Origin of the sequence: Paraburkholderia strydomiana, from assembly GCF_046030495.1 — a bacterium.
Lineage (GTDB): Bacteria > Pseudomonadota > Gammaproteobacteria > Burkholderiales > Burkholderiaceae > Paraburkholderia > Paraburkholderia strydomiana_A.
The window spans coordinates 377,450-391,896 of the sequence record NZ_JAQQCJ010000001.1 but is presented as its reverse complement, the minus strand read 5'-3'; the positions used below and the strand labels follow the sequence as shown (position 1 = coordinate 391,896).

Below are 14,447 nucleotides of genomic sequence, written 5' to 3'. Positions count from 1 at the left end.
ATCCTGCGAACTTCACACGAGGCAGGTAAACACAGTTAAGCGCCCGCTAACACGCAAACGCGCCCACAACTTTGCCGAATTTCGATAACACCCTCGAATAATGGCTCCCTACCATCGGCTGAAGCCTGTCGGCCCACGCACCGCAAAGCCTTGCGGCGTCGAGCAAACCGCGTCAACCCGCAAACGCGAACTCAGGAGCATCCGATGAAGCCAGCGTCCAATCATCAGTCGATCGGTCAGGCCATGCATCACGAGCTGAAGCAGACGCTCGGCACATGGCAGCTATGGGGCATTGCCGTCGGCCTCGTCATTTCCGGCGAATATTTCGGCTGGAGCTACGGCTGGGCGAGCGCCGGCACGCTCGGCTTCGTCATCACGGCGATTTTCGTCGCCGCGATGTATACGACCTTCATCTTCAGTTTCACCGAACTCACGACCTCGATTCCGCACGCGGGCGGCCCCTTCGCCTACGCGCGCCAGGCGTTCGGTCCGACCGGTGGCTATCTTGCGGGCGCCGCAACGCTCGTTGAATTCGTATTCGCGCCACCGGCCATCGCTCTAGCCATCGGCGCTTACCTGCATGTGCAGTTTCCCGGCCTCGAACCGAAACACGCTGCAATGGGCGCATATCTCGTGTTCATGGCGTTGAACATCGTCGGCGTGCAAATCGCCGCGGCCTTCGAGTTGTGCGTGACACTGCTTGCAATCTTCGAACTGCTGGTCTTCATGGGCGTCGTGTCGCCGGGTTTCCGCTGGTCGAACTTCACGACGGGCGGCTGGGCCGGCGCGAACACCTTCAGCATGGGCTCGTTTCACGGCATGTTCGCGGCGATTCCGTTCGCGATCTGGTTTTTCCTCGCGATCGAAGGCGTCGCGATGGCGGCCGAAGAAGCGAAAAACCCTAAGCGTTCGATTCCGATCGCCTACGTCACCGGCATTCTGACGCTGGTCGTGCTCGCGATCGGCGTGATGGTGTTTGCCGGCGCGGCCGGTGACTGGACCAAACTGTCGAACATCAACGACCCGCTGCCGCAAGCGATGAAATTCATCGTCGGCGAACACAGCGGCTGGATGCATATGCTGGTGTGGCTTGGCCTGTTCGGTCTGGTCGCGTCGTTTCACGGCATCATCCTCGGCTACTCGCGGCAGATCTTCGCGCTGGCTCGCGCGGGCTATCTGCCGGACTGGCTTTCGAAGGTGCATCCGCGCTTCAAGACACCCCATCGCGCGATTCTCGCGGGCGGCGTGGTCGGCATCGCCGCGATCTACAGCGACGAGCTGATCCAGTTCGGCGGCCAGACGCTGACGGCAAACATCGTGACGATGTCGGTGTTTGGGGCTATCGTGATGTATATCATCAGCATGCTGGCGTTGTTCAAGCTGCGCCGCAGCGCGCCGAACATGGAGCGTCCGTTTCGTGCGCCGCTGTTTCCGTTCTTTCCGGCATTTGCGTTGGTGGCGGCGGTGATCTGTCTGGCGACGATGGTCTACTTCAATTTTCTGGTGGCGATCGTGTTCGCGATCTTCCTCGCGCTGGGCTACGTTTACTTCCTGTTGACGCGCCATCAACGCGAGGCGGCGCCCGCGGACGCCTTGCTCGAAGAATGACGTGACGAATCGAGCCGCTGCGCGATCAGCGGCGATGGAGTCGTAAACATGAGCTACACCGAGTCGATCGGCAGCCGCACGTATCGCTTCGCCGATCTGAAAACGTTGATGGCGAAGGCCAGCCCGCAGCGTTCCGGCGATCAACTCGCAGGCGTTGCGGCGGCGAGCGAAGAAGAACGCGTCGCTGCCAAAATGGCGCTCGCGCAGGTGCCGTTGCGCACCTTCCTTAACGAAGCGCTGGTCCCGTACGAAAGCGACGAGGTCACGCGTCTCGTGATCGACGATCACTCGCCGCAAGCGTTCGCCGAGATCGCGCATCTGACGGTCGGCGATTTCCGCGACTGGCTGCTGAGCAGCACGACCGATGCGGACACGCTCACGCGTATCGCCGCCGGCCTCACGCCGGAGATGGTTGCCGCGGTCTCGAAGCTGATGCGCAACCAGGATCTGATCCTGGCGGCGCGCAAACGTCCGGTGATTACGCGCTTTCGCAACACGGTTGGCTTACCGGGCCACATGTCGGTGCGTCTGCAGCCGAATCATCCGACCGACGACGTCAAAGGCATCGCCGCCTCGATGCTCGATGGCCTGATGTACGGTTGCGGTGACGCGATGATCGGCATCAACCCGGCGAGCGACAATCTCGCCGCGATCACGAAGCTGTTGCTGATGATCGACGAGTTCCGGCAGCGCTATCAGGTGCCCACGCAATCGTGCGTGCTGACGCACGTCACCAACACGATTGCCGCGATAGAAAAAGGCGCGCCGGTCGATCTGGTGTTTCAATCGATCGCGGGCACGGAGAAAGCGAACGCGGGCTTCGGCATTTCGCTCGCGCTGCTGCGGGAAGCGTATGAAGCGGGGCTGTCGCTGCAACGGGGCACGGTCGGCAACAATCTGATGTACTTCGAAACCGGGCAGGGCAGCGCGTTGTCGGCTGACGCGCATTTCGGCGTCGATCAACAGACCTGCGAAGTGCGCGCGTATGCGGTGGCGCGCAAGTTCAATCCGTTCCTCGTGAACACCGTGGTGGGCTTCATCGGACCGGAGTATCTGTACGACGGCAAGCAGATCACGCGCGCCGGTCTCGAAGACCACTTCTGCGGCAAGCTGCTCGGCGTGCCGATGGGTTGTGACATCTGCTACACGAACCACGCCGAAGCCGATCAGGACGACATGGACAACCTGCTGACGCTGCTCGGCGTTGCGGGCATCAATTTCATCATGGGCATTCCGGGCGCGGACGATGTGATGCTCAACTATCAGAGCACGTCGTTCCACGACGCGCTGTATGTGCGCGACGTGCTCGGTTTGCGCCGCGCGCCGGAATTCGAGGAGTGGCTGGAGTCGATGCAGATCACCGACGCACGCGGTGCGTTGTTGAGCGCATCGCCGCAACAACCGCTGCTCGAAGGCGCGCGCGACTGGATGGGTATCGCATGAGCGACTTCCTCGAAAAGAACCCGTGGAACGCGCTGCGCGAGTTTACCAACGCGCGCATCGCATTGGGTCGCGCGGGCAGCAGTTTGCCGACTGCGCCGTTGCTCGCGTTCAACCTGTCGCATGCGCAGGCGCGCGACGCGGTGCATCATCCGCTCGATGCCGATGTGTTGCACGAGCAGTTGCGCACGCAAGGCTTCACGACGTTGGATGCGCATAGCGCGGCGCCCGATCGTGAGCATTATTTGCGGCGTCCTGATCTGGGAAGGCGGTTATCGGAGGAGAGTCGCGCGATGCTCGCGCAGATGCAGGCCGCGCCGAGCGATGTGGTGTTCGTGATCGGCGACGGGCTTTCCGCGTTCGCCGCATCGAAGCAATCAGTCCCGCTGCTCCAAGCCGTTTGCCCGAGGCTCTCGGATTGGTCGATCGGCCCGGTGGTGGTGGCACGGCAGGCACGCGTCGCGCTCGGCGACGAGATCGGCGAGTTGCTCAACGCGAAGATCGTGGTGATGCTGATCGGCGAGCGGCCCGGTTTGAGTTCGCCCGACAGTCTCGGCATCTACCTGACGTATGCGCCGAAAGTAGGGTGCAGCGACGCGCAACGCAACTGCATTTCGAACGTGCGCCCGGAAGGACTCGATTACCCGCTGGCCGCGCACAAGTTGCATTACCTGCTGACGCACGCCCGTCGCCTGGGACTCACCGGCGTCGGCCTGAAAGACGATAGTGATGCGCTGCTGCCAAGCAGCCCAGCAACACCCGCTATCGGCGATAATTCAAACAAGGCCGCGACGTAATCCACGGCGTAAGCGACCCAACATCCGCCATCACGCATCCGCCCGTTCCACCGGATGGATTTCCAGCCACGCGTTCTCGTCGTCTTCGAAAAGCCGTGAGCGCGTGAGAAACCGCATGCCGCTCGGGCGCTCCAAAGAAAACATCCCGCCATTGCCGGGCACAACGTCGATGATTAATTGCGTGTGCTGCCAGTATTCGAATTGCGATTCGCTCATGTAGAACGGCACGTCGGCGATCGTTCCGAGTTTCACATCGGACCCGCCGACCATGAACTCGTGGCGCGGAAACATCATCGGCGCGCTGCCGTCGCAGCATCCGCCGGATTGGTGGAACAGCACCTCCCCATGTTCGGCACGCAGCTTGTCGATCAACTCGACAGCGGCAGGCGTCGCGATCACGCGGGCGACTTCTTTTTCATCGGCCATCACATGCCCTCGCTGAAAAAGAGCGAGCCGCGCAACGTGGCCCGCCCTGGTCGGACCGCTAACGCTTAGAAGAACCCGAGCGGCTTCTCGCTATAGCTCACGAGCAGGTTCTTGGTCTGCTGGTAGTGGTCGAGCATCATCTTGTGATTCTCGCGGCCGATACCCGATTGCTTGTAGCCGCCGAACGCCGCATGCGCCGGATACGCGTGATAGCAATTGGTCCACACGCGGCCCGCCTGGATTTGCCGGCCGAAGCGATAGGCGCGGGTGCCGTCGCGTGTCCAGACGCCGGCGCCCAGACCGTAGAGCGTATCGTTGGCGATTTCCAGCGCTTCCTCTTCGGTCTTGAAGGTCGTGACCGACACCACCGGTCCGAAGATTTCCTCCTGGAAGATGCGCATCTTGTTGTGGCCGCGGAACACGGTCGGCTTCATGTAATAGCCCTTGCTCAGTTCACCGCCGAGTGTGTTGCGCTCACCGCCGATCAGACATTCGGCGCCTTCCTGTTTGCCGAGATCGACATACGAGAGGATCTTTTCGAGCTGCTCCTGCGAGGCTTGCGCGCCGATCATCGTCTTGCTGTCGAGCGGATGCCCTTGTGCAATCGCGGCGACGCGCTTCAACGCCCGTTCCATGAAGCGGTCGTAAATCTTTTCATCGATTAGCACGCGCGACGGACACGTACACACTTCGCCCTGATTCAGCGCGAACATCGTGAAGCCTTCGAGCGCTTTGTCGAAGTAGCTGTCGTCCGCGTTCATCACGTCGGCGAAGAAGATGTTCGGGCTCTTGCCGCCCAGTTCGAGCGTCACCGGAATGATGTTCTGGCTCGCGTACTGCATGATCAGACGGCCAGTCGTGGTCTCGCCGGTAAACGCGATCTTCGCGATGCGCTTGTTCGACGCGAGCGGCTTGCCGGCTTCGAGACCAAAGCCGTTCACCACGTTCAGCACCCCTGCGGGCAGCAGGTCATGGATCAGTTCGACCAGCACGAGGATCGAAGCAGGCGTTTGCTCGGCGGGCTTCAGCACCACGCAGTTGCCGGCGGCCAGCGCGGGCGCGAGCTTCCACACCGCCATCAGGATCGGGAAATTCCACGGGATGATCTGACCGACCACGCCGAGCGGTTCATGAAAGTGATAAGCGACGGTGTCGTCGTCGATCTCGGAGATCGAGCCTTCCTGCGCGCGCACCGCGCCGGCGAAATAGCGGAAGTGATCGATCGCGAGCGGAATGTCGGCAGCCATGGTTTCGCGCAGCGGCTTGCCGTTGTCGATCGTCTCGGCGACCGCGAGGCGTTGCAGATTCGCTTCCATCCGGTCGGCGATGCGGTTCAGGATGTTCGCGCGATCCGCCGTGGAGGTTTTACCCCATGCGACTTTCGCACGATGTGCGGCGTCGAGCGCGAGTTCGATATCGGCTTCGCGTGAACGCGGGATTGACGTGAAGGGCTCGCCGGTGATCGGCGACACGTTGTCGAAGTACTCGCCGCCCACGGGCTTCACCCATTCCCCGCCGATAAAATTCGCATACTGCTTCTTGTACGGGAATTCGGTGGTCAGAAATTGCATCTCCGCATGATTCATCTGTGTACTCCTCACATGTTTGAATGGGCTATATTCGGCGCGATATATCGCTCGGCCGTGACAGCCTAGAGCCAGAAGTGTGCCAATGCACCGCGCCGGTGATCCGTGCACGCGCAGCAAGCATCGGCGCACGGCATCGGGCGCGGCGCTGTTCAGGCCAGGGCGCTAGAGCGTTTCGTTTCTGACCAGTGTGTGCTGCGCTGTTCATGAATTGAACATGGGGCGCGGGCGAGAGCGCGATAAGTGTGTTCGGCATGGGACTTGCCTTGCTATTCTCTTCACCCTTCCGTTTGCGCAGGTCCGGTATGACGACCGATACCCGAGACGACAGCCTCACCAGTCCGACGCTCGCGCCGCAGCCGAGCTTCCGCGTGCAGACGCGCGTCGCTCACGATGCCGACGAACAGGCGGGCAATCTGCACGGCTGGAACCAGACCTACGACCAGTTGACCGCGGGCTGCTTCGTCGGCGAACTGACGGAGTTGTGCGTCGACCACATGCAGGTGTTCGTCGAGACGACGAGCCACACGTTGCGGCAAACCTGCGAGGTGCAGAAGGACGCGTACTGGTTCGGCATTCCGACTTGCCCGGCGGGTTCGGGCCGCATCGACGCGCAGGTGATCACGGGCGACGCGCTCGCGTTTCGCCCCGGCGGCGTGGAATTCGAACTGCTGACCTCGGCGGGCTACGAGATTTTTGGCGTGGTGGTGAAGGGCGACGTGCTGCGCCGCTATGCGGCGGACGTGGAGCGCGTCGGTCTCGCCGATCATGTGCCGCACACCGAAGTCGTGCCGATCGGCGTGGCGCGCAAGGCGCGCTTGTGTGCATCGCTGCGTCAATTGCTCGACGACGGCGCGGCGAGCGGCGCACCGCTGTCTGCGTTCGCGCGCAACAATCTGCAGGCGTCGGTGCTGGCGTCGCTGTTCGACGTCGGCGCGTGGCCGGCTGCGGAACCGGTTGCGATGCCGGCGCGTCCGCGTCGGCAGTCGATCGTGTCGGAAGCGCGCGAGTACGTGCTGGCTCATCGCGAGCGCGCGGTGAGCGTGCCGGAGTTGTGCGAGCGGTTGCATGTGAGCCGGCGCACGCTGCAGTACTGCTTTCAGGACGTGCTCGGCATGGCGCCCGCCACCTATCTGCGCGCGATTCGCCTGAATGGCGCGCGGCGCGATCTGTCGAATGCATCGCGCGAATCGCGTTCGGTGCAGGATGTTGCGGCGGCGTGGGGCTTCTGGCATCTGAGCCAGTTCGCGACCGATTACCGGAAGCTATTCGGCATGCGCCCGTCGGAGACGTTGAAGGCGGCGGTGAGCGTTCGTCACGGCATGGCGGAAGCAGGGTTGCTCACTCACTAGGCGAGCGGGCGGCGGACATGTAATGATCCCGCGGCCCTGGCCCCGGCAACACGCGCCTCGCATCCGCACGTAACTCACTTGCGCAACAGACGCAGCCCGTTGCCCACCACCAGCAAACTTGCACCGACATCGGCGAACACCGCCATCCACATCGTGCCGAGGCCCATCAACGTCAGCACGAGAAACACGCTCTTGATGCCGAGTGCCAACGCGATGTTCTGCACCAGCACCGCATGCGTCGCCTTCGACAGGCGGATGAACTGCGGAATCTTGCGCAGGTCGTCGTCCATCAGCGCGACGTCGGCGGTTTCGATCGCGGTGTCGGTGCCCATCGCGCCCATTGCGAAGCCGATGTCGGCGCGTGCCAGCGCGGGCGCATCGTTGATGCCGTCACCGACCATGCCGACCGTTGCCCCGTCAGCCGACCATTGAGCGACCGCGTTCAACTTGTCTTGCGGCAACTGGTCGCCGCGCGCTTCGTCGATACCGACCTGCTGAGCGATCGCAGAGGCGGTGTGCCGGTTGTCGCCGGTGAGCATCGCCGTGGCGACGCCGAGCCGCCGCAATTCGGCGACGGCGGCGCGGCTCGTCTCCTTCACCGTATCCGCGACGGCGTAGAGCGCGAGCACGCGCTGCGCGTCCACCAGCATCACGACGGTTTTGCCTTCGCCTTCGAGCGTGTCGAGGCGCGCTTCGAGCGACGCCGAACAGCGGCCGAGTTCTTCGACCAGCCGATGATTGCCGAGCCAATACGGCGCGCCGTCGATAACGCCGCGCACGCCGCGACCCGCCAGCGCTTCGAATGCATCGACCGTGAGGTGTTCGATGCCGCCGGTTTGCGCCGCCGCCGCCGCGATCGCGATCGATACCGGATGGTCGGAGCGCCCGGCGAGACTCGCCGCGAGCGCCCGGTAGCGTAGGGCGTCTGCAATGCTGTCAGCGCCGTGTAGCTGTTCGAACTCGGTCTGCGCCGGTTTGCCATGCGTGATCGTGCCGGTCTTGTCGAGCGCGAGCCGGGTGAGCTTGCGGCCCTGTTCGAGGTAGGCGCCGCCTTTGATCAGGATGCCCTTGCGCGCGGCGGCTGCGAGCCCGCTGACGATGGTCACCGGCGTCGAGATCACGAGCGCGCACGGACAGGCGATCACCAGCATCACCAACGCCTTGTAGACCCACTCGTGCCACGCTGCGCCGAACAGCAGCGGCGGCACGACCGCGACGGCGAGCGCGATCGCGAACACGATCGGCGTATACACCCGCGCGAACTGGTCGACGAAACGTTGGGTCGGCGCTTTGGTGCCTTGCGCTTCCTCCACCGCGTGGATGATCCGCGCGAGCGTCGTGTTGCTGGACGCGGCCGTGACGCGATAGTCGAGTGAGCCCGCCTGGTTGATCGTGCCGGCAAACACGGCGTCGCCGGTGGTTTTGTCGACGGGCAGGCTCTCGCCCGTGATCGGCGCCTGATCCACGCTGGAACGGCCCGCGACGACCTCGCCGTCGAGCGCGATCCGCTCGCCCGGCTTCACGCGCACCACCGCGCCGAGCGGGATCGCTTCGAGCCTCGTGAGTTGCCAGCCGCCGTTGGGCTGCCGCACGCTCGCCTGCTCCGGCGTGAGTTGCATCAAGCCCTGGATCGCATGGCGGGCGCGATCGAGCGACTTCGCCTCGATCAATTCGGCGATCGTGAAGAGCACCATCACCATCGCGGCTTCCGGCCACTGGCCGAGGATCAGCGCGCCGCTCACCGCAATGCTCATCAACGCGTTGATGTTCAGGTTGCCGTTGCGGATCGCGAGCCAGCCCTTGCGGTACGTTGTGAGGCCGCAGGAGACGATCGCGAGGAGCGCCAGAGCCGCAGCCAGCCAGGCCGGTGCGCCGAGCCAGCCAGCGGCCTCTGAGCCCGCCGCAGCCGCCCCGGCGAGCGCGAGCGGCCACCACGGCCTGGGCGGCGTGGGGGAAACGCCGGAGGGCGCTGTGTCGGGGGCGGCGTCGGCGAGTTCGGGCGTGAAGTCGAGCGAGCGGAGCACAGCGAGGATCGCATCGAGCGCATGCGGCGCGTGGACGACCGTCAGCACACGCTGCATCAGGTTGAAGTCCATGCTGCGCACGTCGGCCATGCGGCTGAATTTCTTGCGGATCAGCGCTTCCTCGGTCGGGCAATCCATTTGCATGATGCGGATCGCGGTGCGCATGTCGTCGCCGATGGCTTCGGATCGCGGCAGCGGGATGGCGGCGGAGACCGCGGTTGCGGGTGTGCAGCAGGCGGCGGCAGCGTGGGTGTGATGGGCGCGCCGATCCGCATGCACGTGGCCGTGATCGTGGCAATGGCCGTCGCCGTGCTCATGCCCATGCTCATGCCCATGCCCATGCTCATGCTCATGCTCATGCTCATGCTCATGCCCGCAGCCCCCGTCCTGCCCGTGCGTGTCCCCATGCTCATGAGCATGCCCCTCAAGCCCATGAGCACAGGCTTTTCCCTCTTCATGACGGTCTGCTTCGGATTCGCTGACGTGACGCATTGGTGGCTTCCTGGTTCGATTTGTGGTCTAGTAAACACCTTGAAGCCACTACAAGGTCAAGGCCGCTATCCGGAGGGTCCATGAAAATCGGCGAATTGGCGAAAATCGCCCATTGCACGACCGAAACCATCCGTTTCTATGAGAAAGAGGGCCTGTTGCCCGAAGCGGATCGCACCGAGGCCAATTACCGCAGTTACACGGCGAAGCACGTCGAGCGCTTGCGCTTTATCCGCAATTGCCGCGCGCTCGACATGACCCACGACGAAATCCGCGCGTTGCTGCTGTTGACCGACGCACCGGCAAACGGCTGCGGCGGCATCAATACGCTGATCGACGAGCACATCGCGCACGTCGACACGCGCATCGACGAGCTGAAGCAACTGAAACTGCAATTGACCACGTTGCGCGAGCAATGCCACGGCGAACAGGCCGTGGAAGACTGCGGCATCGTGCACGGCCTGAGCGAAATGGATGTGAGCGCGCCGCGTGCGCGCCATACGCATCTGGGCTGAAGCGTTCCGGCCGCGTCGCGTGATAGAGCGCGGCGACCCCTTCATGGCCGGGCCGTTCGTGCGGCCCGCCCAATAAACCACCGAATCCAGTTGGAGAATCAACGTGTTTACCTGTAGAAATCAGTCCTGCGACGCGCAGTGGGAACTGTCGGACGTCGTCATCAAGAACGAAGGGCAGGGGCTGCTGTTCCGTTGCCCGATGTGCGGCGCGCGCAATTACGTCGAGCGTTTCGACGGCGAAGACGGCTCGGTGCTGTACGAACAGATCGAAGGCCGTCCCGCTCCTGGCCCCATGGCCGACTAGTCTCCAGCCAATAGCGAACCCTCCCCCTATGAACAGTCCCACCACCGCCGGCGCGCCGTTCAGCGAACTGCCGCTGCCGGACGCGACCCTCGCGAACCTGACGCAGCTGGGCTACGTCGAGATGACGCCGATTCAGGCCGCGAGCCTGCCGATCGCGCTCGCCGGCCACGATCTGATCGCCCAGGCGAAAACGGGCAGCGGCAAGACCGCGGCGTTTTCGCTGGCGCTGCTCGCGCGCCTCGACGTGCGCAACTTCGCCGTGCAGGCGATGGTGCTTTGTCCGACGCGCGAACTCGCCGATCAGGTCACGCAGGAAATCCGCCGCCTCGCGCGCGCGGAAGAAAACATCAAGGTGCTGACGCTGTGCGGCGGCACGCCGATGCGTCCGCAAACGGCCAGCCTCGAACACGGCGCGCACATCGTGGTCGGCACGCCGGGCCGCATCATGGATCACCTCGAACGCGGCAGCCTGCCGTTGCAGGCGCTGAACACGCTGGTGCTCGACGAAGCCGACCGCATGCTCGACATGGGTTTCTTCGACGACATCGCGACCGTCGTGAAGCAATGCCCGAAAGAGCGGCAAACGCTGCTGTTCTCGGCGACATACCCCGAGGGCATCGTCAAGCTGAGCCAGCAGTTTCTGCGCAATCCGAAGGAAGTGAAGCTCGCCGAGCGGCACGACAACACCAAGATTCGCCAGCGCTTCTATGAAGTGACCGAAGACGGGCGGCTGCATGCCGTCGGTCTCCTGCTGAATCACTATCGGCCGGTCAGCACGCTCGCGTTCTGTAATACCAAGCAGCAGTGCCGCGATCTGCTCGACGTGCTGCGCGCGCAAGGTTTTCATGCGCTCGCGCTGCACGGTGAACTCGATCAGCGCGAACGCGATCAGGTGTTGATCCAGTTCGCGAACCGCAGCTGCTCGGTGCTGGTCGCCACCGACGTCGCCGCGCGCGGCCTCGACATCGCGCAGCTCGAAGCGGTGATCAACGTCGACGTGACGCCGGACCCGGAAGTGCACGTGCACCGTATCGGCCGCACGGGCCGCGCCGATCAGGAAGGCTGGGCACTGAGTCTCGCGAGCATGAACGAGATGGGCCGTGTCGGCAGTCTCGAACAGGCGCAAAAGCGCGAAGTCGAATGGCACAAGCTGTCCGAACTCACGGCGGCGAGCAATGAGCGACTGTTGCCGCCGATGGAAACGCTGCAGATTCTCGGCGGCCGCAAGGAAAAGATCCGCCCCGGCGACGTGCTCGGCGCGCTGACCGGCGAGGCGGGTTTCGCCGGCTCGCAGATCGGCAAGATCAACGTGACCGAAATGTCGACCTACGTGGCGGTGGAGCGCAGCATCGCGCGCGACGCGCTGCGCAAGCTCAGCGCCGGCAAGGTGAAGGGCAAGAAGGTCAAGGTCCGCCTGATGGACGACGCCTGATAGCGCCCGCTCTCAGGGCAAGACAAGGGACGGCGGCATTCGCGGCCGGCTCCCTTCGCGCATCACATTACGTCATACCTGCGCTTTATCCCGGGTGCTTTCCACGGCCCGGTTTCCTCCCCCAAGGCTTTGATCCGATTGGCTTCACCGGGCGCGGTGCGCTTTCGCGCGCGTCATGACGTAAACGCATGCCGCGCATGACAAAGTTTCGATTGTGACGGTTCTTTGGCTGATGCCTAATCACCAGACCGGAAAGACCGCCGCACTGTCGGTGCGTCCTTGAATCCGCGGCTGGATGAAGAAAGGGAGAAAGCCTTATGCAGAGCGCCATGCAAGCCCGCTCGAAACTGCCTGACGTAGGCACGACGATTTTTACCGTGATCGGCCAGCTGGCCGCTCAATACGATGCGCTGAACCTGTCGCAAGGCGCACCGAATTTCGCGCCGGACGCGAAACTGGTCGACGGTGTGGCGCAAGCAATGCGCGCCGGCCACAACCAGTACGCGCCGATGGCCGGCATTGCCGCGTTGCGCGAAGCGCTCGCCGACAAGGTCGAAACGCTGTATGGCGTGCGCTACGACCCAGTCAGCGAAGTGACCGTGATCGCGAGCGCGAGCGAAGGGCTGTATTCGACGATCAGCGCACTGGTGCATCCCGGCGACGAAGTGATCTACTTCGAGCCGTCGTTCGACAGCTACGGTCCGATCGTCCGGCTGCAAGGCGCGACGCCGGTGGCGATCAAACTCTCGTTGAGCGACTTCCGGGTGGACTGGGACGAGGTCGCCGCCGCGATCACGCCGAAGACCCGCATGATCATCATCAACACGCCGCACAACCCGACCGCGACCGTGTTCAGCGAGACCGACGTCGCGCGGTTGAAGGCGCTCACGCGCAACACCGATATCGTGATTCTCGCCGACGAGGTCTACGAACACGTGGTGTTCGACGGCGCGAAGCATCAGAGCATGGCGTGCGATGCCGAGCTCGCGGAGCGCAGCGTGATCGTCTCGTCGTTCGGCAAGTCGTATCACGTCACCGGCTGGCGCGTCGGATATTGCCTCGCACCCGCCGCGCTGATGGACGAGATTCGCAAGGTCCATCAATTTATGGTCTTTTCCGCCGATACCCCCATGCAGTACGCGTTCGCCGATGCGTTGGCCAATCGCGAAAGTTATCTCGGCCTGTCCGCGTTCTATCAGAAGAAGCGCGATCTGCTCGCGCACGCGCTGCACGAGTCGCGCTTCGAATTGTTGCCGAGCGAAGGCAGCTTCTTCATGCTCGCGCGTTTTCGCGGCTTCTCCGATGAAAGCGACAGCGATTTCGTGCTGCGCCTGATTCGCGATGCGCGCGTCGCCACGATTCCGTTGTCCGCGTTTTACACTGACGGCACGGATTCCGGTTTGATCCGGCTCAGCTTCTCGAAGGACGACGCGACGCTGCTCGAAGGCGCGCGGCGTTTGTGCGAGATCTGAGCACGCTGACGAATGTGGCCGCGTGCGCTGGCTGGTTTTTTGAACGCAGTATGATCATCGCGCCTCGTTGCGCCGCCGTGCATCGGCATGCCGCGGCGCGGGCGATACGATGAAATCGAAAGAAGAAAGGGATTCGCTATGAAGTTGCTCAAGCCTCTATTGGTGCTGGCCTGCGCGTTCGCGTCGCTCGCGGCATCGTCCGCCGCGAGTGCCGCCGACACTGCGACGCTGCGTTTCGGCGTCGAAGCACAGTATCCGCCGTTCGAATCGAAAGGCCCGAACGGTGAGTTGCAGGGGCTCGATATCGACGTGGGCAATGCTGTTTGCGCCGCCGCGCACATGACGTGCAAGTGGGTCGAGACCTCGTTCGACGGATTGATTCCCGCGCTGCAGGGCCGCAAGTTCGACGCGATCAATTCGGCGATGAACGCGACCGAGCAGCGCCGTCAGGCGATCGATTTCACCACGGTCGTGTATCGCGTGCCGACGCAATTGATCGCGCGGCGCGACAGCAGCTTGCTGCCGACGCCCGAGTCGTTGAAGGGCAAGCGGGTCGGCGTGTTGCAGGCGTCGATTCAGGAGACCTTCGCGAAGACGCATTGGGAACCGGCGGGAGTGACCGTCGTGCCGTACCAGGATCAGAATCAGGTCTACACGGATATGGTGGCCGGTCGCCTCGACGCGACGCTCGTGCTCGCGCCCGCGGGTCAAACGGGTTTTCTGTCGAAGCCTAACGGCAAGGACTACGCGTTCGTCGGCCAGCCGGTGCGTGACGACAAGATTCTCGGCAGCGGCATCGCTTACGGGATTCGCAAGGGCGATACGGCGCTGCGTGATCAGTTGAACGCGGCAATCGCGAAGGTGCAGGCCGACGGGACGGTGAAGACGCTGGCGACGAAGTATCTCGGCAACATCGATGTGAGTGCGAAGTAAGTCATTGCTGCATCCGCATCCGCACGCGCGGTGATGTTGAAGCTTTCCCGGTGTTTGCTTGTTGATGGC

The 14,447-nt window shown here is 63.4% G+C and carries 13 protein-coding genes; 10 read left to right on the top strand and 3 right to left on the bottom strand.

The features are described 5' to 3' along the window. Positions 1-204: 204 nt before the first annotated feature. The 3 genes from eat to eutC are packed head-to-tail and all read left to right on the top strand — an operon-like array spanning position 205 to position 3,845. The gene (gene eat, locus PQQ53_RS01805; protein WP_408139798.1) at positions 205-1,608 is read left to right on the top strand and encodes an ethanolamine permease; all 1,404 of its coding nucleotides are present in this window, start codon (positions 205-207) and stop codon (positions 1,606-1,608) included. Between the two features lie 48 nt (positions 1,609-1,656). Then, positions 1,657-3,051 carry an ethanolamine ammonia-lyase subunit EutB gene (locus tag PQQ53_RS01800; RefSeq protein ID WP_408155988.1) on the top strand — a complete coding sequence of 465 codons (1,395 nt, stop codon included), beginning with the start codon at positions 1,657-1,659 and terminating at the stop codon, positions 3,049-3,051. Beyond that, entirely contained in the window at positions 3,048-3,845 is a 798-nt protein-coding gene (gene eutC, locus PQQ53_RS01795; protein ID WP_408323174.1) for an ethanolamine ammonia-lyase subunit EutC, read from the top strand. The genes PQQ53_RS01800 and eutC overlap by 4 nt, the downstream gene beginning before the upstream one ends. Positions 3,846-3,875: 30 nt before the next feature. On the opposite strand, the gene PQQ53_RS01790 is transcribed toward eutC, so the two are convergent. Together PQQ53_RS01790 and adh are read right to left on the bottom strand one after the other, a co-directional pair. Then, positions 3,876-4,271, bottom strand: coding sequence for a DUF779 domain-containing protein (locus tag PQQ53_RS01790; RefSeq protein WP_408139792.1), 396 nt, complete (start codon positions 4,269-4,271; stop codon positions 3,876-3,878). Positions 4,272-4,336: 65 nt separating this feature from the next. Next, positions 4,337-5,857 (bottom strand): aldehyde dehydrogenase, encoded by a 1,521-nt coding sequence (gene adh / locus PQQ53_RS01785; RefSeq protein WP_408323173.1) that lies wholly within the window; start codon positions 5,855-5,857, stop codon positions 4,337-4,339. Positions 5,858-6,162: 305 nt separating this feature from the next. Between adh and PQQ53_RS01780 the strand changes: the two genes are divergently transcribed. Continuing rightward, positions 6,163-7,209, top strand: coding sequence for a helix-turn-helix domain-containing protein (locus PQQ53_RS01780; RefSeq protein WP_408323172.1), 1,047 nt, complete (start codon positions 6,163-6,165; stop codon positions 7,207-7,209). A 74-nt stretch (positions 7,210-7,283) separates the two neighbouring features. Here PQQ53_RS01780 and PQQ53_RS01775 read toward each other — a convergent pair whose 3' ends face one another. Further along, complete coding sequence (locus PQQ53_RS01775) at positions 7,284-9,398, bottom strand: heavy metal translocating P-type ATPase (protein WP_408323171.1); 2,115 nt, start codon at positions 9,396-9,398, stop codon at positions 7,284-7,286. 81 nt (positions 9,399-9,479) lie between these two features. On the opposite strand from PQQ53_RS01775, the gene PQQ53_RS01770 reads away from it, so the two are divergent. From PQQ53_RS01770 to PQQ53_RS01745, 6 genes are all read left to right on the top strand, one after another. Beyond that, positions 9,480-9,809 carry a hypothetical protein gene (locus tag PQQ53_RS01770; RefSeq protein ID WP_408323170.1) on the top strand — a complete coding sequence of 110 codons (330 nt, stop codon included), beginning with the start codon at positions 9,480-9,482 and terminating at the stop codon, positions 9,807-9,809. Continuing rightward, on the top strand, positions 9,806-10,237 hold the full coding sequence (gene cadR, locus PQQ53_RS01765) for a Cd(II)/Pb(II)-responsive transcriptional regulator (protein WP_042327268.1): 432 nt from the start codon (positions 9,806-9,808) through the stop codon (positions 10,235-10,237). The genes PQQ53_RS01770 and cadR overlap by 4 nt, the downstream gene beginning before the upstream one ends. Before the next feature lie 103 nt (positions 10,238-10,340). Then, a complete protein-coding gene (locus PQQ53_RS01760; RefSeq protein ID WP_121316200.1) occupies positions 10,341-10,541 on the top strand; it encodes a hypothetical protein in 201 nt (66 codons plus the stop codon). Positions 10,542-10,569: 28 nt separating this feature from the next. Further along, positions 10,570-11,973 (top strand): ATP-dependent RNA helicase DbpA, encoded by a 1,404-nt coding sequence (gene dbpA / locus PQQ53_RS01755; protein WP_408139783.1) that lies wholly within the window; start codon positions 10,570-10,572, stop codon positions 11,971-11,973. A 317-nt stretch (positions 11,974-12,290) separates the two neighbouring features. Then, a complete protein-coding gene (locus tag PQQ53_RS01750) occupies positions 12,291-13,445 on the top strand; it encodes a pyridoxal phosphate-dependent aminotransferase (protein ID WP_408139781.1) in 1,155 nt (384 codons plus the stop codon). 138 nt (positions 13,446-13,583) lie between these two features. Further along, positions 13,584-14,378, top strand: a complete 795-nt coding sequence (locus PQQ53_RS01745; RefSeq protein WP_408139779.1) for an ABC transporter substrate-binding protein — start codon at positions 13,584-13,586, stop codon at positions 14,376-14,378. Positions 14,379-14,447 lie beyond the last annotated feature (69 nt).

What these genes read in the sequence shown, in the direction of transcription:
- eat (WP_408139798.1), top strand. Translation starts at nt 205, where the DNA reads ATGAAGCCAGCGTCCAATCATCAGTCGATCGGTCAGGCCATGCATCAC.
- PQQ53_RS01800 (WP_408155988.1), top strand. Translation starts at nt 1,657, where the DNA reads ATGAGCTACACCGAGTCGATCGGCAGCCGCACGTATCGCTTCGCCGAT.
- eutC (WP_408323174.1), top strand. Translation starts at nt 3,048, where the DNA reads ATGAGCGACTTCCTCGAAAAGAACCCGTGGAACGCGCTGCGCGAGTTT.
- PQQ53_RS01790 (WP_408139792.1), bottom strand. Translation starts at nt 4,271, where the DNA reads ATGGCCGATGAAAAAGAAGTCGCCCGCGTGATCGCGACGCCTGCCGCT.
- adh (WP_408323173.1), bottom strand. Translation starts at nt 5,857, where the DNA reads ATGAATCATGCGGAGATGCAATTTCTGACCACCGAATTCCCGTACAAG.
- PQQ53_RS01780 (WP_408323172.1), top strand. Translation starts at nt 6,163, where the DNA reads ATGACGACCGATACCCGAGACGACAGCCTCACCAGTCCGACGCTCGCG.
- PQQ53_RS01775 (WP_408323171.1), bottom strand. Translation starts at nt 9,398, where the DNA reads ATGCGCACCGCGATCCGCATCATGCAAATGGATTGCCCGACCGAGGAA.
- cadR (WP_042327268.1), top strand. Translation starts at nt 9,806, where the DNA reads ATGAAAATCGGCGAATTGGCGAAAATCGCCCATTGCACGACCGAAACC.
- dbpA (WP_408139783.1), top strand. Translation starts at nt 10,570, where the DNA reads ATGAACAGTCCCACCACCGCCGGCGCGCCGTTCAGCGAACTGCCGCTG.
- PQQ53_RS01750 (WP_408139781.1), top strand. Translation starts at nt 12,291, where the DNA reads ATGCAGAGCGCCATGCAAGCCCGCTCGAAACTGCCTGACGTAGGCACG.
- PQQ53_RS01745 (WP_408139779.1), top strand. Translation starts at nt 13,584, where the DNA reads ATGAAGTTGCTCAAGCCTCTATTGGTGCTGGCCTGCGCGTTCGCGTCG.